Origin of the sequence: Kocuria varians (genome assembly GCF_006539885.1) — a bacterium.
GTDB classification, from domain to species: Bacteria; Actinomycetota; Actinomycetes; order Actinomycetales; family Micrococcaceae; genus Kocuria; species Kocuria varians.
In genome coordinates this window covers 188,895-212,413 of the sequence record NZ_BJNW01000002.1, presented here as the reverse complement: position 1 = coordinate 212,413, position 23,519 = coordinate 188,895, and the positions used below count along the sequence as shown (strand labels likewise).

Genomic DNA, 23,519 nt, shown 5'->3' with positions numbered 1-23,519 from the left:
GGGGGGGGGGGGGGGGGGGGGGGGGACGGTCCCGGTCAGTGTGTCACGCGTTCGGGAGGGGGTTGGCGTTCAGACCCTCCGTGCTGATGAGCAGCACCGTGGAGGTGCCGTCCAGCCCCAGCTCCTCGCGTGCGCCGGGTGCGGCCAGCAGGTCGCGAACCCCCGCCAACGACGCCGCCCCGCACGGCCCCGAGTCCTGCCCCAGCTCCTGCAGGTCGAGCACGGCGCGGCGGCACTCGTCCTCGGTCACGGACACCGCCGCGCTCAGGCCGTCCCGGAGCGAGGGCCATCCGATCCCGGAGGGCGTGCCACAGTTGAGCCCGGCCATCATGGTGGGCGTTGAGGTGTCCACGGTGACGGGTTCACCGGCCGCCAGGGACCGGGCCACGCAGTCCGCGGTGCGCGGCTCCACCGTCAGCAGGGCGGCCTCCGAGCCGACGGCGCCCCTGTAGTGCTCCACCATGGAGTGCGCGAGCGCGCCGACCCCCACCGGGCAGGCCACGAGGTCCGCCGGGCGTGCTCCGGCGGCTGCGAGCTGCTCGTCCGCCTCCGCGAAGAGCGTCGTGTACCCCTCCACGATCCAGCGCGGCACCTCCTCAAAGCCGGGCCATGAGGTGTCCTGCACCAGCAGCTCGTCGGGGCCGGTGACGGACGCGGCGGCGGTGGCCACGGCGTCGTCGTACGTGGGGCCGCCGCGGAGCACCGGCGCGCCCTCCGCGGCGATGGCGCGGACCGCGGACTCGCCGACGCCGCGTGGGATGTACACGCGCGCCCGCAGCCCGAGTGCCGCGGCCATGCGGGCGACGGCGCGGCCGTGGTTGCCGTCGGTCGCCGTGACCACCGTGAGGTCCGGGGACCCTGCGGCGGCCAGTGCCGCGCGCAGAGCCGTCACCGTGAGGTGCTCGGGGGAGACCTCTATCCTGCGGGCGACCGCGCGGCACACCGCCCACGAGGCCCCCAGGATCTTGAAGGCGGGCAGGCCCAGGCGGTCGGACTCGTCCTTGATGAACACGCGGGCCACCCCGAGCTCGGTCGCCAGCACGGGCAGCTCGCGCAGGGCGGTGGGGGCGTAGCCGGCCATGCTGCGGTGCAGCTCGTGGGCGCGGGCCTGCGCGGGGGTCGTGCGCCAGTGGGCGGCGCGGGCGTTGAGGTACGGGGCGGCGGTGTGCGTGAGGGTCATGCCTCCATGCTCGGGGGCGCAGAGGGGTAAGAAAAGCGCGATTTTTTGCACATGAATGTTCACATTTGCTTCATTGTTCGGCTGCCTCGAGGCTGGGCGCTGCGGGCGGCGCGGTGACGTTGCTCGCGCCCCGGATCGCTCTCCGCCCGCAGGACCCGCCGGTCCACGCCATCTGACGGAGCGCAAAGTCTGACGGGGCGCGAAAGTCTGGCCGATCGGCTATAGGTCTGCGGGCGCGGGTGCCGTAGCGTCACGTGAGATGGATCACATGATGAAAGGGTCACCCGACCATGACGTGATCGACCTCACGCCCCGTTTCCCCTCCGCCGTTCCGCCGGCGCCGCCGTGCTCGGCCTCGGCCTGCTGCTGGCGGGGCTGCCACCCGCTCACGCCGAAACCCGGCCCGGATCTCCTGCCGGTGCTGCGGCGGACGGCGAGTTCTCCAAGCTGCCGAGCGCCCAGCAGGACCAGAAGCTGGAGGAGGAGGGCCTGACCCGCGCTGACGTGGCCCGGGAGGACGCCCTCCAGAAGCTCCGGGCCACCACCGACCCGTCCTTCTACAGTCCCCCGGCCCAGCTGCCCGCCGCGAACGGAGCAGTGGTGCGCTCGGAGGAGTCCACGTTCTACCTGGACCCCGTCAGGCTCATCAAGCCCAACGCGTCCGTCACGCGCCTCATGTACCGGACCACCAACAGCAAGAACCAGGCGGTGGCGGCCAGCGGCACCGTGCTGCAGTCGAAGAACGCGTGGCGCAAGTCCACACCCCGCCCGCTCGTGGTGTTCTCCCCTGGCGCGCAGGGCATGGGCGACTCCTGCGCGCCCTCCCGCCAGCTCGCGTTCGGCACGAACTACGAGGGACTCAACCTGACCGGGCTGGTCAACGCCGGGTACAACGTGGTGGTCCCGGACTACGTGGGTCTGGGAACACCGGGCGCGCACACCTACATGAACCGGGTGGGCCAGGGCCATGCGGTGCTCGACGCCGTGCGCGCGGCCCAGGGACTCGGCCTGAAGGGTGTGGACGCCACGACCCCCGTGGCCGCGGTGGGCTACTCGCAGGGCGGCGGCGCCACGGCGTCGGCGGTGGAGATGGCGGCGGACTACGCACCGGAGGTGAAGCTCGCCAGCGGGTGGGTGGGCGCGCCCCCGGCGGACCTCGTCGCGACGGGCAAGAAGATTGACTCCACCCTGTTCACGGGCCTGTCCCTCTACGTGATGGGCGCCGCCCAGGACACCGGTGTGGACGTGCGCGGCAAGCTCAATGCGGAGGGGCAGCGGCACTACGACCGGGCGCAGGACAGCTGCGTGGTCGGCACCGTGCTCGGGGAGGCGTTCGTCCCGTCCAAGAAGCTCACCGCGGACGGCCGCACGTTCTCCCAGCTGCTCGGCGACCCCGGTCTGAAGGAGTACCTGGCCGAGCAGACCAACGGCGTGGCGGGGCGCCACCCGCGCATCCCGGTGCGGATCGCACACGGGCTCACGGACGACGTCGTGCCCTACCAGGCCGGGCGCACGCTCGCCCAGAACTGGTGCGCCCAGGGCACGAATGTGTCCCTGCAGACCCTTGCCACGCCCACCCACCTGGGCGGCTACGTCGAGGGCATCCCCTCGATGCTGGCCTACCTGGACGCCCGTTTCAACGGCATCCCGCAGGTCAACTCCTGCTGGCGGCTGTGAGGCCGGACGGCGACGCCGCGGCGTCGCCGTCCGGGCCCGTCGGGCTGCCGGGGAGGCTGCCGGGAATCCCGGAAATCCCCGAATTTCCGGGTGCCGCCCCGGTCCGTGAGGGCCCCGGCGGACTAGACTGGGGGGGGCAGGCCTCAGGCCACGGTCCAGCCGTGCACCGGTAACCGAGTAGAAGGAGCACTCCATGCCCATCGCAACCCCTGACGTTTACTCCGAGATGATCGACCGGGCCAAGGAGAAGGGCTTCGCGTACCCGGCCATCAACGTGACCTCCTCGCAGACGCTGAACGCCGCAATCCGCGGTTTCGCCGAGGCTGGTTCGGACGGCATCGTCCAGGTCTCCACCGGCGGTGCGGCCTACTGGTCCGGTGCCTCCGTGAAGGACATGGTCACCGGTTCGCTGGCCATGGCCGCGTTCGCGCGCGAAGTGGCGAAGAACTACGACGTCAACATCGCCCTGCACACGGACCACTGCCCGAAGGACAAGCTCGAGGGCTTCGTGCTGCCGTTGCTCGCCGAGTCCGAGAAGGCCGTGGCCCGCGGCGAGGACCCCATCTTCCAGTCGCACATGTGGGACGGATCCGCGATCCCCCTGGACGAGAACCTCAAGATCGCCCAAGAGCTGCTGGAGCGCACCAACAAGGCGCACATCATCCTGGAGGTGGAGATCGGCGCCGTCGGCGGTGAGGAGGACGGCGTGGTCGGCGAGATCAACGACTCCCTCTACACCACCGTGGCGGACGCCATGAAGACCATCGAGGCGCTCGGCACCGGTGAGAAGGGCCGCTACCTCACCGCGCTGACCTTCGGCAACGTGCACGGCGTGTACAAGCCGGGCAACGTGCGCCTGCGACCGGAGCTGCTCAAGGAGATCCAGGACGAGGTCGGCCAGAAGATCGGCAAGGACCGCCCCTTCGACCTCGTGTTCCACGGCGGCTCCGGCTCCACCGCGCAGGAGATCGCGGACGCGGTGTCCTACGGCGTGGTCAAGATGAACGTGGACACGGACACCCAGTACGCGTTCACGCGCCCCGTGGCCGGGTTCATGTTCAGCAACTACGACGGCGTCCTCAAGGTCGACGGCGGGGTCGGCGACAAGAAGAAGTACGACCCCCGCGTGTGGGGCGCCGAGGCGGAGGCCGGCATGGCTGCGCGCGTGGTCGAAGCCTGCCAGAACCTCGGTTCCGCGGGTACCTCCCTCAAGTAGTCCCGCCCTCCGGCGACCCGGTGCCCCGCACGTCCGCGTGCGGGGCACCGCTGTGTTCCGGGTCACGTGCTAGTGTCCTGGCATGGCATCCGAGCAGCCGCAGGGCACACCGCCCGAGCGAACGACGACGCCGCCGCGAGACCGAGCCCCGCAGGGCCGGGCGTCGGGGGACCGGGTGCCGCGAGACCGCGCCTCGCAGGATCCTGCTCCGGGGGATCGGGCGGCGGCGGACCGGGCGCCGCACGACGGGGCGCGTGGAGACGGGGCGCCGCGGGACGCGGCCCCCGAGCCGTCCCACGCGTACCTGGACCAGCTGCGGCGGGACACCGAGGGCCGCAAGGGCGAGCTCGCCCACCACCTCGCGGACCACCGGGGTGCGGCACAGGAGCTGCACGAGCGGCTGGAGTCCCTCGTGGACGCCCAGGCCCAGGGGCTGACGCGTGTCCTGCACCTGCTGCACGAGAACCCCGAGACCGCGTTCCAGGAGCACCGGGCCGCCGCGTGGATCGTGGAGTACCTGGCCGCGCACGACATCGCCGCGCAGAGCCCCGTTCACGGTCTGGACACCGCCGTGCGCGCGGAGCTCGAGTCCGAGGACTTCGATCCCGGCCGGCACCGCACGATCGCGGTGATGTCCGAGTACGACGCGCTTCCGGGCATCGGCCACGGCTGCGGGCACAACGTGATCGCCGTGACCGGGCTGGGCGCGTTCGTGGCGCTCGTGGAACTGCTGCGCGAGGACCCGCGGGCGTTCTCCGGCCGCGTGGTCTACCTGGGGACCCCCGCGGAGGAGGGTGAGGGCGGCAAGGAGATCATGGCCCGGGCCGGTGCGCTCGAGGGCGTCGACGCCGCCGCGATGGTCCACTCCTACCCCGTGGACCTCGTGGACCAGGTCTGGCTCGGGCGCCGCCAGTGCGAGGTGCGCTTCCACGGCCGTGCCTCCCACGCGTCGTCGCACCCGTTCCTGGGCCGCAACGCGCTCGACGCCGCCGTGCTCGCCTACCAGGGGCTCGGCCTGCTGCGGCAGCAGACCCCTCCCACGGACCGCATCCACGCGGTGCTACCGGAGGGTGGTGAGCGGCCGAACATCATCACGGAGGAGGCCACGCTGCGGCTCTACGTGCGCTCGCAGCGTCCGGAGACCCTGGGGACGCTGTCCACGCGCGTCACCGAGGTGATGGAGGGAGCCGCACTGATGGCCGGTGTGGGCGTGACGGTCGCGTGGGACACCTCTCCCGCCACCCTGCCCGTCCTGGGCAATGGACCGCTGTCCGACCGCTGGGTGCTGGCCCAGCGGCGTCGTGACCGGGAGCCGTACCCCGCCGGAACCGTGTCCGAGGTGCTGGCCGCGTCCACGGACTTCGGCAACGTCAGCTACCGGGTCCCCGGGATCCACCCGCTCATCGGCCTCGCGGACGAGGACACCGGGCTGCACTCCCGCGAGTTCGCGGCCGCGGCGGCCACCCCCGCGGCGGAGAAGGCGGGCCTCGACGGCGCGTACGGCCTCGCGGCGGTGGCCCTGGACTACCTCACGGACGACGACCTCGCGCACGACGTCGCCGAGGACTTCCGCGCCAACGGCGGCGGCATCTCCGTGCCCGACTACTTCGCCTGACCCCGCCCTCAGCCCCCGACCACCACGGAGCCCGCATGAACGCCACCGCCAACGCCAGGCGCAGCCTGGGAGACCGCCTCCTCACGAGCATCGAGCGGGTGGGCAACAAGCTGCCCGAGCCCTTCGCGCTGTTCACCCTCCTCTTCCTGCTCACCGCCGTGGTCTCCACCGCCATGGCCTGGGCGCACGTGGTCGTGCAGGTCCCCGGCAAGGAGGACCCGGTGGCCGTGAAGGGGCTGTTCACGGGCGAGGGCATCGCGTGGTTCACCACCACGCTGGGGGAGAACTACATCGGCTTCCCACCCCTCGTGACCGTGGCGACCATCCTGCTGGCCATCGGGATCGCGGAGAAGTCCGGGTTCCTGGCCGCGGCCATCCGCTTCACGATCGGAAGCGCCCCGCGGTGGCTGCTGCCCTACACCGTGGGGTTCGTGGGCGTGGTGGGCTCGATCATGGCGGACTCCGCGTTCGTGGTGATCCCGCCCCTGGCCGCGCTCGCGTTCAAGGCCGCCGGGCGGCACCCCGTGGCCGGTCTGCTCGGAGGCTTCGCGGCGGCCGGCGCCGGGTACTCGACCAACATCTTCCCCACGTCCCTCGACGCCCTGTTTGCGGGCATCACCAACGCCGTGATCCCCACCGTTCCCGCGCTCGCGGCGAACGCGACCGAGGTCAACCCGCTGTCGAACTACTGGTTCAACATCGTGGCGGCCGTGGTGCTCTCCCTCGTGGCGGGCTGGGTCATCGACAGGGTCGTGGAACCGCGGATCCAGCGGGCCGGGGTCTCCACGGAGGAGGTGAACCCGGAGACCGACCAGCTCATGACGGACACCCGGGCCATCCGGATCATTGGTGACGAGCAAACCGTGGCCGAGTCCCGGGAACCGGACGTGGCGGCGTCGTTGTCCCCGCGGGAGCGCAAGGCCCTGCTGTGGGCGTGCACGGCATTCGTGCTGATCGGCGTGGCCATGGTCGTCTTCGCCCTGCTGCCCCACTCGCCGTGGCGCAACGAGGCCGGTCACTTCCTGCCCAAGTCCCCGCTGCTGTCCTCGATCGTGTTCATCATCTTCGTGTTCTTCTCCGTGAGCGGCTACGTCTACGGCCGCGTGGCCGGAACCGTGCGGGGCTACAAGGACGTTCCCGTGATGATGGGTGCCGCGCTGCGGGACATGATCTCGTTCCTGGTGCTCGCGTTCGTCCTGGGCCAGTTCATCGCGCTGTTCAACTGGTCCGGGATCGGCTCGTGGATCGCCGTCACGGGTGCCAGCGGGCTGGAGCACGCGGGAGTGACCGGGTTCCCGGTGGTCATCGGGTTCATCATCCTGTGCTCCCTGCTGAACCTGTTCATCATCTCCGGCTCCTCCATGTGGACGCTCATGGCCGCGGTGTTCGTGCCCATGTTCGGAATCCTGGGCTTCGAACCCGCCTTCATCCAGGCGGCGTTCCGCGTGGGCGACTCCGCGACCCAGGTGATGACCCCGCTGAACCCCTACATGGTGGTACTGCTGACCATGCTCCGGAAGTACGAACCCTCCGCGGGCCTGGGCACGGTCATGGCCCGGATGATCCCGTTCGTCGTTCCCTTCTGGGTGGTGTGGGTGATCATCCTGATGGTCTTCTACTTCCTGGACCTGCCGCTGGGGCCCGGCGTGGGCATCATGATCGGGAAGTAGCCTGCCGCTCGCAGGACCCGCCCTGCGGCGTCGTCGTGGCCCTGCGTAGAGTGGTGGCAAATCCCGTGACGACCGTGGAGAGGAACCACCGTGGCACTGCTCGGCAAGAACCTGCTGGACGAACCCGCCCCCACCTACCTGGAGGAGAACCCGGAACTCGTGTCCCGCTTCGAGGCGGGTGACGAGGCCGAGGACCTCGCCGCCGCGTTCCCCAAGGAGCAGCTGCCGTGGGCGATTCTCGCGGAGGAGGCGCTCGCGGACGGCCGCACCCTGGAGGGCTACGCGTACGCCCGCGTGGGCTACCACCGCGGCCTGGACTCCCTGCGCGGCCACGGCTGGAAGGGCCACGGCGCCGTGCCGTACTCCCACGAGCCCAACCGCGGATTCCTGCGGGCGCTCGCCGCGCTCGGCCAGGCCGCCGCGCAGATCGGTGAGACGGACGAGGCCGCCCGCATCGACAAGTTCCTCAACGATTCAGACCCGGAGGCCGCAGCGCAGATCCAGGCGCGCTGAGACCGGCAGTGAGCGCACTCGGAGCGCCCGTCCCCGCTGGGGGCGGGCGCTCCGGTCATGTTCCGGGGCTCCCTGGCGGCGCACGGTGATGCGGGACACAATGGGGGACACCCCACGGGGCTCACCGCCGAGCCCGAGCACATCCTCTCGGGTACGCGCGCCCCACGAAGGAGCGCGCAGCCATGAGAATCTCCGTACCCCGCGAGATCAAGCCCGAGGAGGCCCGCGTGGGCCTCACCCCCACCATGGTCACCTCCCTCACGGCCCAGGGCCACGAGGTGTTCGTGGAGGAGGGTGCCGGTCTCGGCGCCGGCTTCTCCGACGACGACTACGCCGCCGCCGGGGCACAGCTCACCACTCAGGAGGACGCCTGGGCCCGGGCCGATCTCCTGGTCAAGGTCAAGGAGCCGGTGGGTCCCGAGTACGGTTTCCTCCGCCCGGACCTCACGCTGTTCACGTACCTGCACCTGGCCGCGAGCAGGCCGCTCACCGAGGCGATGCTGGACAGCGGCATCACCGGCATCGCGTACGAGACGGTGCGCGTGGGCCGCACGCTGCCGCTGCTGCGGCCCATGTCCGAGATCGCGGGGCGTCTGGCCATTGCGAACGCCGCACACCACCTGCAGTTCCACGCGGACGGGCCCGGCATCCTGCTGGGCCGCGTGCCGGGCGTGGTGCCCGCCACGGCCCTCGTGATCGGCGGCGGCACGGTGGGGGAGCACGCGGCCCGCGCCGCCGTGGGTGCCGGGGCGGACGTCACCGTCCTGGAGGCCAACGGGGACCGGCTGCGCCAGCTCGACACCCTCTTCCCCAACGCGCGCGTGCTCATGAGCGACGCCCACCGGATCGAGGAGGAGCTGCCGCGCGCGGACGTGGTCGTGGGTTCCGTGCTCATCCCGGGTGCCGCCGCCCCGAAGCTCGTGCGGCGCGAGCACCTCGCCCTCCTGAAGCCCCACGCGCTCCTGGTGGACGTGGCCGTGGACCAGGGCGGGTGCTTCGAGACCACGCACCCCACCACGTACCACGACCCCGTGTATGTTGTGGACGGCATCCGTCACTACTGCGTGGCCAACCTGCCGGGCGCGGTCCCGGTGACCGCCACCCAGGCGCTCACCCACGCGACCACGCCGTACGTCATGGCGCTGGCAGGAGGGGTGGACGCCGCACTGGCCGCCGATGCCGGCCTGGCCGCCGGGCTCTCCACGCGGCAGGGGGCCCTGTGCTCACCGGGCGTCGCCGCGGCGTTCCCGGACCTGCCCGCCGCCGGGTGAGGCTCCGCTAGAGCCGGGGTGCGGCGTCGTCCTCGGCGGGCGTTGCGCTCCGGGTCGCCGCGGCGTCGTCGCCCCGGATGAGCAGCTTGCACGCCAGGGCGATCAGGCAGACCAGCACGAACGTGGCGATGAACTGGATGCGCACGGAGGGGTCCAGCAGCCCCAGCACCACGATGGCCGCGAGCAGCGCCAGCGCGAAGTAGGACAGCCACGGGAACGCCCACATCTTCAGGGGTGAGGGCTCGCCCGCGCGGTCCGCGCGGCGCCGCAGGATGATCTGCGAGACGAGGGCGACGCCCCACACCACCAGGCACGTGGAGCCGACGACGTTGAGCATCACGTTGAGCACGGTCTCCGGCCACAGGTAGTTGAGCACCACGGCCACGAACCCGAACGCCACGGACGCCACCACGGCCGCGCGGGGGACGCCGCGACCGGTCGTGTCGCCCAGGAAGCGGGGCGCGGAGCCGCGGCGGGCCAGGGAGAAGAGCATGCGCGAGCTGCCGTAGATGTTGGCGTTCAGCGCGGAGAGCAGGGCCAGGATGATCACCACGGTCATCAGCACGTCCGCACCGGGGATCCCGGCCTCCGTGAGCACAGCGACGAACGGGCTCGCGGAGAGGCCCTCGTTGTTCCACGGCAGCACCAGGACCATCACGGTCACCGAGCCCACGTAGAACACGAGGATGCGGATCAGGATGGTGCGGATGGCGCGGGCCACGTTGGTCTGCGGGTCCTCCGTCTCCGCGGCGGCGATCGTGACCAGCTCGGTGCCGCCGAACGCGAAGACCACCACGAGCAGGGCCGAGGCCACGCCGGTGAGCCCGTTGGGCATGAACCCGCCGTGCTCCGTGAGGTTGGATAGCCCCGGGGTGGGGGACGGCAGCACGTCCAGCAGGAAGAGGATGCCCACCACCAGGAACGCCACGACGGCGGCGACCTTGAGCAGCGCGAACCAGAACTCGGCCTCGCCCAGGGCGCCCACGCGCACCAGGTTGACCACGGTGAACCCGACCATGAAGATCAGCGCCCACGCCCACTGCGGCAGGCCCGGCCACAGCTCCGTCACCAGCTGGGCGGCGGCGGTGGCTTCCGCGGCCACGACCACCACGATCTGCGCCCACCACAGCCATCCGAGGGCCCGCCCGACCGTGGGACCCAGCGCCTTGCCCGCGTACGTGGAGAACGCACCGGAGGACGGGTCCGCTGCGGCCATCTCGCCCAGCGCCCGCATCACGAGCACCAGCAGCGTGCAGGCCACCAGGTAGGAGATCAGCACCGCGGGACCGGCGGTCTTGATGGCCGCGCCGGTGCCCACGAACAGCCCGGTGCCGATCGCGGAACCGAGCGCCATCATCACCAGGTGGCGCGGCTTGAGGTAGTTGCCCTGCGCCGGCTCCGGGGGCACGTGCGGTGTGTGCTCGCGGTTGCCGCCCTGGGTCACGCTGGACGAGCCTCGGGCGGGGGAGTCGTCACGGGGAGTCTGGGGCAGGGTCATGTGAGCAAAGATTACCCGGCGGGGCGGGGCCGACGGCGTTCACGCCGCCCTGGCGACGCCGCCTGTCTGCGCATCGGGGGTCGCGCGGGGTTCCCCGGGTGGGGAGGCATCCGCTGGGTCGTGGGGCGGCAACGGTCCAGCCGTCCCGTACGGGGTGGAGGCGCCCATGAAACGTCATCGAGACGTCGTCGTCACCGGGGGCCGCCCTCCCGACGGGTACTGTGCGACCATGCGAACGCTCCTGAAGGACCACCGCAGAATCCCGCCCGCGCGGACACCGCCCGTCTACCTGGTCTCCTGGGCGGGGTACCCCAACTTCGGGGACGAGCTGATCGCCGCCACGTGGGTCAACCACCTCGCGAAGGTCGCCCCCACCACGGACGTGTGGCTGGACGTCCGCGAGCCGGGCACCGTCACCGCCCTGCTGCGCGGCCTCCACCCGCGGCTGCACGTGGTCAACACCCTCTTCCGCACGATGCACGAGATGGACCACGGCCTGGACCGCTCGTGGCACAGCCTGCTCGGGGACCTCGGCTCCCCGAAGTACGACGCCGGTCTGCTCGCCCTGCGCGAGGCCGGCACCGTGCACCTGCTGGGCGGCGGGCTGCTGCACCGGGACTGGGTCGAGAACCTCCGGATCGTGGAGGCGATGCGGGCGGTGCGCGAGATCACCGGCGCCCGGCTTGTCGCCACCGGCCAGGGCCTGATGCCCTTTGCCGGGGACCCCCTCACGGACCTGGACCACCTGAGCGTCCGGGACCGCCCGAGCGCCGACGCCGCCGGGGTCCCCCTCGGGTACGACGACGCCTTCCTCCTCGCGGAGGACCCTCGGCACGCGCGCGCCCTCGGTCTTCTCGCCGGCCAGCGGGGCGGCAGGGCGGGCACGGGGGCGGGGGCCTCGAGCGCGCCGAGCGAAGTAGTGGTGTGCGTGCAGTCGGACACCCTCGCCGAGGGCTCCTTCGACCGGATGGTGGCCTTCACCGAGACCCAGCTGAAGAGGTGGGACCTGCCCCGGGAGTCCGTGCGCTACCTCGAGGCCATCCCGGGGGACGACCACCTGGGCTACGACCGGCTGCGCGACCTCGTGGCCCCGGACGGGTTCATACCGTTCCAGGCGGCCTGGGACGGGGAGTTCGCGTTCGGCCCGCACCAGGTCTGGCTGACCACGCGCTTCCACCACCACCTGGTGGGTGCGCTGCACGGGGCCCGGGGCGTGGCCCTGAGCGGAAAGCCGGGGTACTACGACGTCAAGCACCGCTCCGTCGCGGACGCCGGCTCGGACTGGGCGGTGGTGCACGGCGGGCCGGACGCGGAGACCGTGGGGCTGGAGGAGCTGGCGGCGCCGCGGGGCTTCGCCGAGGCGGTGCGCGCCAAGCGGGACGAGGCCGCCCAGCTCTACGGGCGGTAGCCGGCGCGCGGCGTCGGCCGCCGGAGCACGAACGAGGGCCCCGCGGTCTCCACGGTGTGGAGCCCACGGGGCCCTCGCCGGTGAACGGGATCACAGGATCCCGGCCACACCCCCTACTTCATCTGGTCGTACCGGTAGAGGAACGCGGCCATCTGGTCGCGCTGCACGGGCTGCCCCGGGCGGAACGTGCCGTCCGACCAGCCCTTGGTGATGCCCTGGCTGCTCATCCAGGAGATCTCCTTGTAGAAGACGTCGCTGGTGCGGACGTCCTTGAACGGGGAGACCTTCGGGGCGGTGTACGCCGGGGAACCCGCCATCCGGTAGAAGAAGGCGGCCATCTGCTCGCGGCTGATGTGCTGGTTCGGGCGGAACGTGCCGTCCGACCAGCCCTTGGTGACGCCCTGCTCGCTCAGCCAGGAGATCTCCTTGTAGAAGACGTGGCTGGTGGGCACGTCCTTGAAGGGAGACTTCGTGGGAGCGGTGTACTGCGGGGAGCCCGCCATGCGGTAGAGGAACGCGGCCATCTGGTCACGCTGCACGCCCTGGGTGGGGCGGAAGGTGCCGTCCGGCCAGCCCTTGGTGATGCCCTTGTTGGCCAGCCAGGAGATCTCCGAGTAGAACACGTAGTTCTTCGGGACGTCCTTGAACATCGGGTCCTGGGTCGCGGGCGGCGTGGCGGCGGACTGGAAGCGCTTCACCTCGGCCTTGCCGCCGTCCTCACCCTTGTGGATGCCGGAGAGGTCCCCGGTGCCGTTGTGCAGGTGCAGGAAGAGGGCCTGGCCGGCGGCCGAGGCCGAGCCGCGCAGCGCGGTCAGCTTCTTGCCGGGCTGGTCCGTGAACAGCGAGCTGTTGAACTGCTCACCGATGAAGGAGACCTTCGGGGCCACCGGGTTGAAGGCGATCGCGCTCGTGCGGTCCACCGCCCCGTCCATGTTCGCCGCGTAGGTGTTCACCTGGTAGGTGATCTTGGTGTCCTTCTTGGCGGGATCGATCCCCAGCTTGGCGGCGCTGACCGGCAGCACCACGGCATTGGTGTCGAAGGTGTTCGTGTCCTTGTCGCCCCACGAGCCGTTGACCGGCTGGCGGTCCACCACGGTGAACTCACCGTTCACGGAGGCGTACAGGTTCGCCACCGGGTAGTCCAGGCCCGTCGCGCGGCCCAGCGTCACGTAGTGGTCCGCGCGACCGTTGCCCGTGGTGTCGATGGCGATCTCCATCTCCGCGTCCGGCTTCATGGTGCTGGCGTTGCCCCAGCTCGAGATGCCGAAGTTGATCAGACCGTTCTTGGCGGCGTCCCCGCCCTGGGCGTTCAGCGCGGGGAGGTTGGAGGACGCCCCCACGTACTGCAGGTCCGCGAACTGGGAGTTGCCGCCAGCCAGCTTGGGGGAGGCCAGCCGGTCGGACGTCGCACCCAGCTCGAAGGCGCCCACGGCGGACTTCCAGCCGCCCTGGTCCACCCCGGTGCCGGCCAGGGCCACGGACGTCTTGCCGTCCTTGTCCCACTGGTCCAGCGTGGCGTTGTCCACGCGCATGTCCGCGGACGGCTTCGGGGCGATCGAGACCGGCAGGCGCATGTCCTGGCCCTTCTCGCTCAGCACAAGGCGGCCGGACTCGGTGGCCAGGAACTGGCGGGCGAGACCCAGCTGGGTCACGGCCTCTGAGGGGTCCTGGGTCTTCTTCAGTTGCGCCCGGTCCACGGTGGCGGTCACCTTCACGGTGGCCTTCCCGCCCTTGGGGACGGTGACCGAGCCCGGGGCGGTGATGCTCACGCCCGGCATGTCGGTGGAGGGATCGAAGCGCACCGCGTAGGTGTGTGCGGCCCCGCCGGTGTTGTCCACCACCAGCTCACGCGTGAAGGTGTCCTTGGTGTTTTTGATCTCGGCGACACCGAAGGTGGAGGAGACCACGGAGGTGTCCGCCTTGTCGTAGACCAGCACGTCCTGGTTCACGGCGCGCAGTGCATCCACGCGGCCCGAGCCCACACGGTCCACTGCGGAGGTCTTGCCGTTCGCCGCGTGCACGTCGTGCACCGCCGAGTTCATGATGGCGGCCTTGAGGTTCTGCGGGCTGTAGTCCTGGTGCTTCTGCTGCACCAGGGCCGCGATGCCCGCCACGTGCGGGGTCGCCATGGAGGTGCCGGTCTTGACCGACACGCCGTTGCCCTCGGACACACCGGCCGAGCCGATGTTCGTGCCGGGGGCCGCGACGTCCGGCTTCAGCACCCCGTTGCTGCCGTGCTGGCCGCGGGACGTGGAGTCGTTGACCTGGTCCAGGCCCCCGGTGCTCGTCCGGGCGGCGCCGATCCACTCCGGGGACAGCTTGATCTTCGCCCCGCCGGCCTGGACCGCGGGCTTGATCTTGTCCACGGACGCCTTGCCCATCAGCAGGCCCGGGATCTTGTCGTTGCCGGCGATGGCCGAGGGGTCCACGGCGTAGTCGGACTCGAGCACCACGCCCTTGCCCCCGGCGGCCGCGACGTTGTCGAAGCGGACCTTCGAGCCGCAGGGGAACGGACCGTTGTCCTCCCAGTCGAGCATGACCCACTTGCCCGCGAAGTTCTGCGAGAAGGGGGTGCATCCGAACTTGTTGTCCGCGGGAGCGGCCACCACGTCACCCTCCAGGTCCTCGGACTTGGCGGTGCGGTAGGGGTAGTTCCCGCTGTAGGAACCGGTGAGCTCACCCTTGGCGCTGTCCGGGGAGAGGGCCTCCGCCTTGTCCTGCACGGCGGTGCTGCCCTGCGAGTTGGCCACGGTCAGGGCCGAGCGCGCGCTGCCCGGGGAGCCGGAGACCTCGTGGAAGTCCCCGGCGTTGCCCGCCGCGATGACCGAGAGGATCCCCTGGCGGGACAGTGCGTCGATGAGGTCGTTCTGGGGGTCGTCCGCCGGGCCGAAGTCCGAGCCCAGGGACATGTTGACGATGTCCGCCTTGTCCGAGAAGTCCCCGTCCATGTTGGGGTCGAGGGTGCGGTCCAGGGCGTTGATGGTCAGGTTGGTGGAGCCCTCGCAGCCGAAGACGCGGAAGCTCATGAGCTGCGCCTCGGGAGCGGTGCCCGGGCCGATCTTCATCTTCCCGACCTGTTCCTTGGTCAGCTTGGTGAAGTCGCCCGTGAAGGTCTTGCCGTCCGCGCCCACGCCGTAGCCCGCGGTGGTGCCGGCCACGTGCGTGCCGTGCCCACCCGTCTCGCAGTCCAGCGGGTTGTTGTCCGGCTTCGGCACGCTGCCCGCCACGCGGGCGTCGTAGGCGTCCCCGGCGAGGTCGTAGCCGCCGATGAACTTCTTCGAGTCGTAGAGTCCCGAGTCCTTGGCCGGCAGGTCCGTGGAGGCCTTGGCCTTCTTGTAGGCGTCCGTGGTGCCCGGGCCGCCGAAGTCCGCGTGGGTGTAGTCCAGGCCGGAGTCGATGACGGCCACCTTGACGCCCTTGCCGGTCTGGGTCCAGGAGTTCAGCGCACCCGTGTCCACCACGGAGCCCGCGTTGCTGCGGGACACCGGGAGGATCTTGGAGATCTTCACGACGTCCGAGCGGGACGCCAGCTCGCGCAGCTTGGCGGCGTCGCCCTCGAGCGCCACGCCGCGCAGGGCATTGGCGGTGGTGTAGAGCAGGTCGGACGCGGACTCGGAGGCCAGGGTGGAGCCCGCGGTCTCCACGGACTGGCGGATGGCCCGGACCTGCGCGGCGGCCTGGACAGGGCTCTGCGAGCCGGAGCGCACGCCTGCGGGCTGGGTGGCCTCGAACGCGCCGGGTCCCTGCAGCTGGACGAAGACGGCCACCTGGCCCTCGGCATCCTTCAGGGCGGAGTCGATCAGCTGGTCGGGGTTCTGGGGGTTGACGTCGTCGGCCGCGGGGGCGGGGGTGACGTCCGCGGCGCTGGCCGGCACCGCAGTGCCCAGGGCCAGGGTCAGACCCAGGGCGGTGGCCAGGCAGGTCGTGGCGGCTCTGCCGCGACCAGCCCGTGACTGTTGGTTCATGATTTTTCCTTTGACATTCGGGGGGAGGATGCCGTGAAGCACATCACAATGTGCTCATACTGTGCCCTGAGCCATAAAAAACCAATGATTTCGTAAAAAGTTCCTGTGTTGCAGTCGCGAAGGGGCGTCGCGGGGAGTCGTGGCCGAGCGCCGTCGTCCCTGCTGCGCGGTCCGGGGGAGGGTCCGGGAGCTCCGGGCCGCGCGGCGTCGTCCCCGGTCGCGGCCACCTGCAACGCCCGGGCCCCCGGCGCCGCGTCCGCCGTGGCAGGTAGACTGGGCCGTCGGTTCCATCGGCCGTCTGGCCTCACCCGGACAGGCCACTCCCGAACAGAGAGTGTTTCCATGCCAGCAATCGTGATCGTCGGCGCCCAGTGGGGCGATGAGGGCAAGGGCAAGGCCACGGACCTCCTGGGGGGCCGCGTGGACTACGTGGTCAAGCCCAACGGAGGCAACAACGCCGGGCACACGGTGGTGGTGGGCGGCGAGAAGTTCGAGCTCAAGCTCCTTCCCGCCGGCATCCTCAGCCCCAACGCCACCTCCGTGATCGGCAACGGCGTGGTGATCAACCCGCAGGCCCTGTTCGAGGAGATCGACGGCCTCGAGGCCCGCGGCGCCGACACCTCCCACCTGCGCATCTCCGCGAACGCGCACCTGGTGGCCCCGTACCACCAGACGCTGGACCAGGTCACCGAGCGCTTCCTGGGCAAGCGCGCGATCGGCACCACGGGCCGCGGCATCGGGCCGTCCTACATCGACAAGGTGGGCCGCCTCGGCATCCGGGTGCAGGACCTCCTGGACGAGTCGATCCTGCGGCAGAAGATCGAGGGAGCGCTGCGGCAGAAGAACGAGCTGCTCGTGAAGCTCTACAACCGCCGCGCGTTCGAGGTGGACGAGATCGCGGACTACTTCATGGGCTTCGCGGACCGTCTCGCGCCCATGATCGTGGACTCCACCCGGCTGCTCAACGAGGCGCTGGACCGTGACGAGGTGGTGCTCATGGAGGGCGGGCAGGCCACGTTCCTGGACGTGGACCACGGCACCTACCCGTTCGTGACCTCCTCCAACCCCACGGCCGGCGGCGCGTGCGTGGGCTCCGGCGTGGGCCCCACGCGCATCACCCGCGTGATCGGCATCCAGAAGGCGTACACCACGCGCGTGGGCGCCGGGCCGTTCCCCACCGAGCTCTTCGACGAGATGGGTGAGCGGCTGCGCACCACCGGCGGCGAGTTCGGCGTCAACACCGGGCGCCCGCGCCGCACGGGCTGGTACGACGCCGTCCTGGCCCGGCAGGCCGCCCGGATCAACGGCTTCACGGACCTGTTCATCACCAAGCTGGACGTCCTCACCGGCATCTCGCAGATCCCGGTGTGCGTCGCGTACGAGGTGGACGGCCAGCGCTTCGACGAGATGCCCATGACGCAGTCCGACTTCCACCACGCCGTGCCCGTCTACGAGATGTTCCCCGGGTGGAAGGAAGACATCACCGGCGCCCGCTCGCTCGAGGACCTGCCGCGCAACGCACAGGACTACGTGCACGCACTGGAGAAGCTCTCCGGCTGCCGGATCTCGGCCATCGGCGTGGGTCCCGACCGTGACGACACCATCGTGGTGCGGGACTTGATCAGCGACTGATCCCGGTCTGCAGACAGGACGAGAAGGTCCCCGGTTCCCATGGGAACCGGGGACCTTCTCTGTGGGGCACGGTGTGCGCTCCGCCCGGTGCTGCGGCGCGGGCCGCAGCTGACGGGCCCCACGGGTCCGTGCGGCGTCGTCGCCCCCGCTGGGGGAGGGGCGACGACGCCGCCCGGCTCAGTGAGCCGCGGGGGACACATCCGCGGTGCGCAGGTCCACGGGCTTGTCCTTGGTGACCAGCTTGTGCCCGACCCACAGGGCCAGGAAGATCGGCAGGCCCAGGTAGGAGGACAGCAGGCTCAGGGGGTTGACGTCCCCGGAGGTGAAGAGGCTGTAGCCCTGGCCCACGATCACGATGGCGCACATGATCAGTGCGACCACCGGACCCAGCGGGAAGAACCTGGCCCGGTAGGTCAGGTTCCCGGGGTCGCCGCCCTGCAGCACGTACGCCTTGCGGAAGCGGTAGTGGCTCCAGGCGATGCCCATCCACACGATGAACCCGGCCAGGCCGGAGGCGTTGATGAGCCACACGTACGCCTCGCCCTCACCGATCAGGGTGGTGAGGAAGCAGAACATGCCGATCAGGGTGGTGGCCAGCAGCGCCATCATCGGCACGCCGCGGCGGTTGACCCGGGCGAGGAACCTGGGGGCCTTCCCGCTCTTGGCCAGCGCGTAGAGCATGCGCGTGGAGGCATACAGTCCGGAGTTGCCCGCGGAGAGGATGGCGGTGAGGATCACGGCGTTCATCACGGAGGCCGCGGCCAGCACGCCCGCGTGCTGGAAGACCAGGGTGAACGGGGAGATCGAGACGTCCTCCACGTCCGTGGCCAGCAGGTGGGGATCCGTGTAGGGGATCAGGAAGCCGATCACGGCGATGGCGCCGATGTAGAAGAGCAGGATGCGCAGGAACACGGTGCGGATGGCCTTGGGGACCGTCTCTCCCGGGTTCTCCGCCTCGCCGGCGGCCACACCCACGAGCTCGGTGCCCTGGAAGGAGAATCCGGCGACCATGAAGATGGCCATGATGCCCGTGAAGCCGTTCACGAACGGGGCCTCGCCGTCCGTCCAGTTGTGGAAGCCGGGTGAGGGCCCGCCGATCACCCCCAGGATCATGAGCACGCCCAGGGCCAGGAAGATCACCACGGTGATCACCTTGATGAGGGAGAACCAGAACTCGCCCTCGCCGTACGCCCGCGCGCTCAGCGCGTTGAGCGAGAACAGGATGACCAGGAACAGTGCGGACCAGATCCACGCGGGGACGTCCGGGAACCAGTAGCGCATCACGAGTGCTGCGGCCACGAGCTCCGCGGCCACGGTGATCGCCCAGTTGTACCAGTAGTTCCAGCCGATGGCGAAGCCGAACGAGCGGCTGATGTACCGGGTGGAGTACTCCTCGAAGGAGCCGGAGACCGGCAGGTGCGTGGCCATCTCGCCCAGGGACTGCATCAGCAGGAAGACCATGAGGCCGATCGCGGCGTAGGCCACGAGGGCGCCGCCGGGGCCGGCCGTGTTGATCGAGTTGCCGGAGGCCACGAACAGGCCGGTGCCGATCGCGCCGCCCATGGCGATCATGGTGAGGTGGCGGGGCCTGAGCGTGCGGTGCAGAGACTCGCCGCTCGGGCCGTCCTGGCCGGCGGGCGGCGGGGCGGTGTGAGGAGAATCGGGCGCGGCGGTCGGTGTGGAGACAGCCTGGTTGATTCCCCCATCGGACGCGGATGGGGCCACTGGGTACTCCCAAATGTGTTGGTCCGGGGTCGGAGCAGAACTGCTGCGACTGTCCGCCATTATGCGGTCTTGGTGAATATCGTGGCCGAGTTCCCACGCCAAGGTCCGCAGAAGTGACGACAAGTTCTCAGAAAACCAGGATTGTGACCAGCCCCAGCACACCGAGCACCAGGCACGCCCCCGCGGTGAGCCCCACGGCCACGGCGTCCGGGGTGAGCCACTCCCCGGCGATCCCCGTGGCCGCGCGCCGGTAGCGGCGCCGCTGCGTCCCGTAGATCCCCGCGGCCACGCACAGCGCCACCGCGAACAGGGTCAGCACGAACGTGCCGTGGGTGGGCAGCCACCGCAGGTAGAGGGCTGCGGCGGTGCACAGGGTCATCAGCGTGCGACCCCACGCGAGAGCGGTGCGCTCGGGCTGCAGACCCGGGTCCTCGTGGGGGCAGGGGGCTGCGGTGGACGGCGGCGTCATCGCGTCAGGACCACGACCACGAGCACACCCGAGGCGAGTGCGCCGCCGGCCGCCACCAGCGGTGCGATCAGCGGCAGCGGCAGGGGTGCCCGGTGTCGCATCGAACGCTCCACGTTGAGCCACCGCACGGCCGAGCCGCCGCTGAGCAGCATCCCGAGCAGCAGCAGGACCACGGCGAGCAGCTTCCGGACGGCGGGATCGAAGACGTCCCCCGTGAATGCCTCGATGGCAATACCTCCGGCGAGGAACGCCAGCGACGTGCGGATCCAGGCCAGGAACGTGCGCTCGTTCGCCAGGGTGAAGCGGGGGTCGGGTTCCGTGCCGCCGCGCAGCAGCCGTTCGCTGAGGGTACGACGACGCCGTTCGTTCGGCTCCTCGGGGTGGCTCACGGTGCTCCTCGGGTGGCTGGGCGCAGAAGACGTGCCCTCCGATGGTATGCCGCACCGGGCACGCACCGCCGCGGAGCGCCGTCCCCCGGTTCCGTGTCCATGACCGTTGCATGGGTCAGGATGGTCACATCTGCACACAGTCGATGCACGGAGGTCAGATCGTGAGTTCGAGCAACCAGCCGACGCCCGGAGAGCACCAGGTCCAGGACGGTCCCCGGGGTCACCGGGACGGTTCCGACGGGGCTCCTCTCGACACACGGGGTGCCGCGAACGGCACCGACGTCCGCGAGGCCCGCGGCGGCGTCGTCCCGTCCCACGAGAGCACGGGCGCGGACGGGCAGGGCCGCGGCGCGCGAGGCATGAGCGTCCCCGCCAACGAGTACCAGCCCCACGCGCAGTCCACCGGTCACTGGGAGTACTTTCCCGCGAGCCCGAAGGACGCCCAGCGCCACCAGCAGGTCCTCAAGAGCACCGATGCTTCCCTGATCCTGGGCATCCTGAGCGTCACCGTGCTGCCACTCCTGGGGCCCTTCGCGGTCTGGCAGGCGTCCAAGGCCGAGAAGCTCGGCGGCCGGGCCACCGTGGGCAAGATTCTCGGGTGGGTCGGGGTGGCCGTGCTCATCCTGGCGGTCCTGTGGTTCGCCTTCATCGCCCTGATGTGGGGTGTCGTGTTCACGGAGCTCCAGGACCAGGTGAACACGAGCAGCCACGTCTGAGCGGTCTCCTGCACCGAACGTGACGGTGGCCGGTCCGCTCCCCGAGGAGCAGGACCGGCCACCGTTCTCATGCGCGGATCGGCGTGGACGTCACCAGATGCGCACGCGCTCCTCCTCCGGAAGCCACATGGCGTCCGAGTCGGTGACGCCGAAGGCCTCGTAGAAGGCGTCCACGTTGCGCGGGGTCTGGCTCGCCCGGAACTCCGCGGGGGAGTGCGGGTCCGTGGCGATCCGCGTGCGCAGTGCCTCGTCCCGGGACTTCTCCTGCCACACGTAGCCCCACGAGATGAACAGCCGCTGCGCCGGGGTGTAGCCGTCGATGCTCTCGGTGTCCGGGGTCTCCCGCTTCTGCTGCGCGGTCTTCCATGCCTTGTAGGCAATGGACAGTCCGCCCAGGTCCCCGATGTTCTCGCCCAGGGTGAGCTCGCCGTTGACGTGCGGGGCGTCGTCGGCGCCCTCGAACTGGGCGGGGACCAGCGCCGAGTACTGGCCCACGAGCCGGGCCGTGCGCTCCTCGAACGCCTCGCGGTCCGCGTCCGTCCACCAGTTGCGCAGCCTGCCCTCGCCGTCGCACGTGGAGCCCTTGTCGTCGAAGCCGTGGCCGATCTCGTGGCCGATCACGGAGCCGATGCCGCCGTAGTTCACGGCGTCGTCCGCCTCCTCGTCGAAGAACGGGGGCTGCAGGATGGCCGCGGGGAACACGATCTCGTTGCGCAGCGGGTGGTAGTACGCGTTGACCGTCTGCGGGGTCATCAGCCACTCGTGCTTCTCCACGGGCTTGCCGGCCTTGCGGGCGAGCTCTGCGATGGCGAACTCGGTGGTGCGCACCACGTTGCCCACGAGGTCGTCGCTGCGGATCTCCAGCGTGGAGTAGTCCTTCCACTTCTCCGGGAAGCCGATCTTGGGCGTGAACCCGGAGAGCTTCTTCAGTGCCTCCGCGCGAGTGTCCTCGGTCATCCAGTCCAGCGTCTCGATCGAGTCGCGGTAGGCGTCCAGCAGGTTGGCCACGAGCTCGTCCATGCGTGCCTTCGCCGTGGGGGAGAAGTTCTCCGCGACGTACAGCTTGCCCACGGCCTCGCCCAGCGCGCCGTTGACCAGGGCGACGCCGCGCTTCCACCGCTCGCGCAGCTGCGGCGTGCCGGAGAGCACGGTGCCGTAGAACGCGAAGTTCTCGGCCACGAACGCCTCCGGGAGGTAGGAGGCGCGGGCGGAGACGACGTTCCAGCGTGCCCAGGACTTCCACGCCTCCAGCTCGTCCTGCGTGAGCAGCCCGTCCAGTCCGGTGAAGAAGCTCGGCTGCGCGTTGACCACGGTGGCCAGGTGCTCCGGCGTCAGCCCCGCGCCCTCCAGCACGGCGTCCCAGTCCAGGTTCTGCACCTGCGCCGAGAGCTCCTCGTAGCCCATGGGGTTGTACATCTTGGTGAGGTCCCGGACCGTGACCTTGTCCCAGTGGTGGGAGGCGATGCGCGTCTCCAGGTCCATGACCGCGCGAGCCTGCTCCGCGGCGTCGTCGTACCCCGAGAGCTCGAGCATCTTCTGGACGTGCGCCACGTACTTCTCGCGGATCGGCGCGTACTGCTCCTCGCGGTAGTACTCCTCGTCCGGCAGCCCCAGCCCGGACTGCCCCACGAACACGAGGTTGCGCTGCGGGTCCCCCGGGTCCGAGTCCAGGTCGATGTCCAGCGCGGCACCCAGACCGCGGCGCATGGCCGTGCCGAACCAGCGGGACAGGGCGCGCGGTGAGTCGATCGCGGCCACGGCCTCCAGGTCCTCGCGCAGCGGCTCCGTGCCCAGCGCCTCGATCCGCCCGGTGTCCATGAAGGACTCGAACAGCAGCGCGATCTTCGTCTCCGCGCTCTGCTCGTCGGACGACGACGCCGCCTGCCCGCCGTCCGCGCTCGCCCCGGTGATGATCTCGCGCACCGCCTGCTCCGCCTTGTCGCGCAGCTCGATGAACGCGCCGGTGCTCGGCTTGTCGTCGGGGATCTCCACGCTGCGCAGCCAGGCGCCGTTGACGTGGCGGAAGAGGTCGTCCTGCGGGCGGACCGAGGGGTCGAAGCCCTCGAGGTCGAATACGGAAGTCGTCATGGTGCACACGCTAACGGCCCCGCCGGGCAGGCTCCACGGGTGCGCCGGGGCTTTTTCGGACAGCTAAACGGGAACGGCCCCCGGGGCACTCGGCGAGCCGGAGGATGTCCTCCCCCTGAAGATTTAGTGCGGCTTTCGCCATGTCGAGGGCGGTTCTTGGCACAAGCTGCACTTAATCCGCACGCCGTCTGCCTGGCGGCGTCGTCCCGAGGTCCCCAGCCTCCGTCTGTCTCCAGCGCAGCCATCAGACCCCACCCGCCACCTGCTGCACTAACGGAGCAAACGCAGCCCAGAGGGCCCGCGCGCTGCCTTTACTCCGCTGCACAGCATCACGGGGCACGGCGCGGAGATGACGACGGCGCCCCGTCGGCAGGACTCGACGCAACACCCCCCCCGGCTAGAGTTCCCAGCAGGATTGCCGCCGTGAACTGCGGCGTGCGCGGGAAGGGAGGAACGGATGGCCGAGGTGGAGGGCAATCAGGGGATG

16 protein-coding genes are annotated in these 23,519 nt (G+C 70.5%); 9 read left to right on the top strand and 7 right to left on the bottom strand.

Annotation, left to right across the window (positions count from 1 at the left end; translation table 11 throughout):
- Nucleotides 1-43 precede the first annotated feature (43 nt).
- Nucleotides 44-1,180, bottom strand: a complete 1,137-nt coding sequence (locus KVA01_RS02165; RefSeq protein WP_141268729.1) for a diaminopropionate ammonia-lyase — start codon at nucleotides 1,178-1,180, stop codon at nucleotides 44-46.
- A gap of 345 nt (nucleotides 1,181-1,525) precedes the next feature.
- Here KVA01_RS02165 and KVA01_RS02160 point away from each other — a divergent pair, with 345 nt between their 5' ends.
- From KVA01_RS02160 to ald, 6 genes are all read left to right on the top strand, one after another.
- Nucleotides 1,526-2,857, top strand: coding sequence for a lipase family protein (locus tag KVA01_RS02160; RefSeq protein ID WP_141268727.1), 1,332 nt, complete (start codon nucleotides 1,526-1,528; stop codon nucleotides 2,855-2,857).
- A 193-nt stretch (nucleotides 2,858-3,050) separates the two neighbouring features.
- Nucleotides 3,051-4,073, top strand: a complete 1,023-nt coding sequence (gene fbaA, locus KVA01_RS02155; protein WP_068467718.1) for a class II fructose-bisphosphate aldolase — start codon at nucleotides 3,051-3,053, stop codon at nucleotides 4,071-4,073.
- Nucleotides 4,074-4,155: 82 nt separating this feature from the next.
- Nucleotides 4,156-5,688: an amidohydrolase gene (locus KVA01_RS02150; RefSeq protein WP_231860559.1), complete on the top strand. Its 1,533-nt coding sequence runs from the start codon at nucleotides 4,156-4,158 to the stop codon at nucleotides 5,686-5,688.
- A gap of 35 nt (nucleotides 5,689-5,723) precedes the next feature.
- Complete coding sequence (locus KVA01_RS02145; RefSeq protein WP_068467720.1) at nucleotides 5,724-7,358, top strand: AbgT family transporter; 1,635 nt, start codon at nucleotides 5,724-5,726, stop codon at nucleotides 7,356-7,358.
- A gap of 90 nt (nucleotides 7,359-7,448) precedes the next feature.
- A complete protein-coding gene (locus KVA01_RS02140; RefSeq protein WP_068467722.1) occupies nucleotides 7,449-7,871 on the top strand; it encodes a DUF3151 domain-containing protein in 423 nt (140 codons plus the stop codon).
- Nucleotides 7,872-8,053: 182 nt separating this feature from the next.
- Complete coding sequence (gene ald, locus KVA01_RS02135) at nucleotides 8,054-9,142, top strand: alanine dehydrogenase (RefSeq protein WP_141268725.1); 1,089 nt, start codon at nucleotides 8,054-8,056, stop codon at nucleotides 9,140-9,142.
- A 7-nt stretch (nucleotides 9,143-9,149) separates the two neighbouring features.
- Here the strand turns inward: ald and KVA01_RS02130 are convergent, their stop codons facing one another.
- On the bottom strand, nucleotides 9,150-10,640 hold the full coding sequence (locus tag KVA01_RS02130; protein WP_141268723.1) for an amino acid permease: 1,491 nt from the start codon (nucleotides 10,638-10,640) through the stop codon (nucleotides 9,150-9,152).
- A gap of 229 nt (nucleotides 10,641-10,869) precedes the next feature.
- Here KVA01_RS02130 and KVA01_RS02125 point away from each other — a divergent pair, with 229 nt between their 5' ends.
- A complete protein-coding gene (locus KVA01_RS02125) occupies nucleotides 10,870-12,048 on the top strand; it encodes a polysaccharide pyruvyl transferase family protein (protein WP_141268721.1) in 1,179 nt (392 codons plus the stop codon).
- 113 nt (nucleotides 12,049-12,161) lie between these two features.
- Here KVA01_RS02125 and KVA01_RS02120 read toward each other — a convergent pair whose 3' ends face one another.
- On the bottom strand, nucleotides 12,162-16,013 hold the full coding sequence (locus KVA01_RS02120; protein WP_141268719.1) for a S8 family serine peptidase: 3,852 nt from the start codon (nucleotides 16,011-16,013) through the stop codon (nucleotides 12,162-12,164).
- Between the two features lie 342 nt (nucleotides 16,014-16,355).
- Here KVA01_RS02120 and KVA01_RS02115 point away from each other — a divergent pair, with 342 nt between their 5' ends.
- The gene (locus KVA01_RS02115; RefSeq protein WP_068467727.1) at nucleotides 16,356-17,645 is read left to right on the top strand and encodes an adenylosuccinate synthase; all 1,290 of its coding nucleotides are present in this window, start codon (nucleotides 16,356-16,358) and stop codon (nucleotides 17,643-17,645) included.
- Nucleotides 17,646-17,822: 177 nt separating this feature from the next.
- Here the strand turns inward: KVA01_RS02115 and KVA01_RS02110 are convergent, their stop codons facing one another.
- The 3 genes from KVA01_RS02110 to KVA01_RS02100 form a co-directional block, all read right to left on the bottom strand.
- On the bottom strand, nucleotides 17,823-19,430 hold the full coding sequence (locus KVA01_RS02110; protein WP_082810225.1) for an amino acid permease: 1,608 nt from the start codon (nucleotides 19,428-19,430) through the stop codon (nucleotides 17,823-17,825).
- A 67-nt stretch (nucleotides 19,431-19,497) separates the two neighbouring features.
- Nucleotides 19,498-19,839 (bottom strand): DUF202 domain-containing protein, encoded by a 342-nt coding sequence (locus KVA01_RS02105; RefSeq protein ID WP_068467731.1) that lies wholly within the window; start codon nucleotides 19,837-19,839, stop codon nucleotides 19,498-19,500.
- Nucleotides 19,836-20,228, bottom strand: a complete 393-nt coding sequence (locus tag KVA01_RS02100) for a YidH family protein (protein ID WP_068467734.1) — start codon at nucleotides 20,226-20,228, stop codon at nucleotides 19,836-19,838. The genes KVA01_RS02105 and KVA01_RS02100 overlap by 4 nt, the downstream gene beginning before the upstream one ends.
- A 161-nt stretch (nucleotides 20,229-20,389) precedes the next feature.
- Here KVA01_RS02100 and KVA01_RS02095 point away from each other — a divergent pair, with 161 nt between their 5' ends.
- A complete protein-coding gene (locus tag KVA01_RS02095; protein WP_141268715.1) occupies nucleotides 20,390-20,944 on the top strand; it encodes a DUF4190 domain-containing protein in 555 nt (184 codons plus the stop codon).
- 90 nt (nucleotides 20,945-21,034) lie between these two features.
- Here KVA01_RS02095 and KVA01_RS02090 read toward each other — a convergent pair whose 3' ends face one another.
- Nucleotides 21,035-23,032, bottom strand: a complete 1,998-nt coding sequence (locus KVA01_RS02090) for a M13 family metallopeptidase (RefSeq protein WP_141268713.1) — start codon at nucleotides 23,030-23,032, stop codon at nucleotides 21,035-21,037.
- Nucleotides 23,033-23,519: the final 487 nt, after the last annotated feature.

Coding starts and splice junctions, on each gene's coding strand:
- KVA01_RS02165 (WP_141268729.1), bottom strand. CDS start 1,180: ATGACCCTCACGCACACCGCCGCCCCGTACCTCAACGCCCGCGCCGCC.
- KVA01_RS02115 (WP_068467727.1), top strand. CDS start 16,356: ATGCCAGCAATCGTGATCGTCGGCGCCCAGTGGGGCGATGAGGGCAAG.
- KVA01_RS02125 (WP_141268721.1), top strand. CDS start 10,870: ATGCGAACGCTCCTGAAGGACCACCGCAGAATCCCGCCCGCGCGGACA.
- KVA01_RS02150 (WP_231860559.1), top strand. CDS start 4,156: ATGGCATCCGAGCAGCCGCAGGGCACACCGCCCGAGCGAACGACGACG.
- fbaA (WP_068467718.1), top strand. CDS start 3,051: ATGCCCATCGCAACCCCTGACGTTTACTCCGAGATGATCGACCGGGCC.
- KVA01_RS02120 (WP_141268719.1), bottom strand. CDS start 16,013: ATGAACCAACAGTCACGGGCTGGTCGCGGCAGAGCCGCCACGACCTGC.
- ald (WP_141268725.1), top strand. CDS start 8,054: ATGAGAATCTCCGTACCCCGCGAGATCAAGCCCGAGGAGGCCCGCGTG.
- KVA01_RS02130 (WP_141268723.1), bottom strand. CDS start 10,640: ATGACCCTGCCCCAGACTCCCCGTGACGACTCCCCCGCCCGAGGCTCG.
- KVA01_RS02145 (WP_068467720.1), top strand. CDS start 5,724: ATGAACGCCACCGCCAACGCCAGGCGCAGCCTGGGAGACCGCCTCCTC.
- KVA01_RS02105 (WP_068467731.1), bottom strand. CDS start 19,839: ATGACGCCGCCGTCCACCGCAGCCCCCTGCCCCCACGAGGACCCGGGT.
- KVA01_RS02090 (WP_141268713.1), bottom strand. CDS start 23,032: ATGACGACTTCCGTATTCGACCTCGAGGGCTTCGACCCCTCGGTCCGC.
- KVA01_RS02110 (WP_082810225.1), bottom strand. CDS start 19,430: ATGGCGGACAGTCGCAGCAGTTCTGCTCCGACCCCGGACCAACACATT.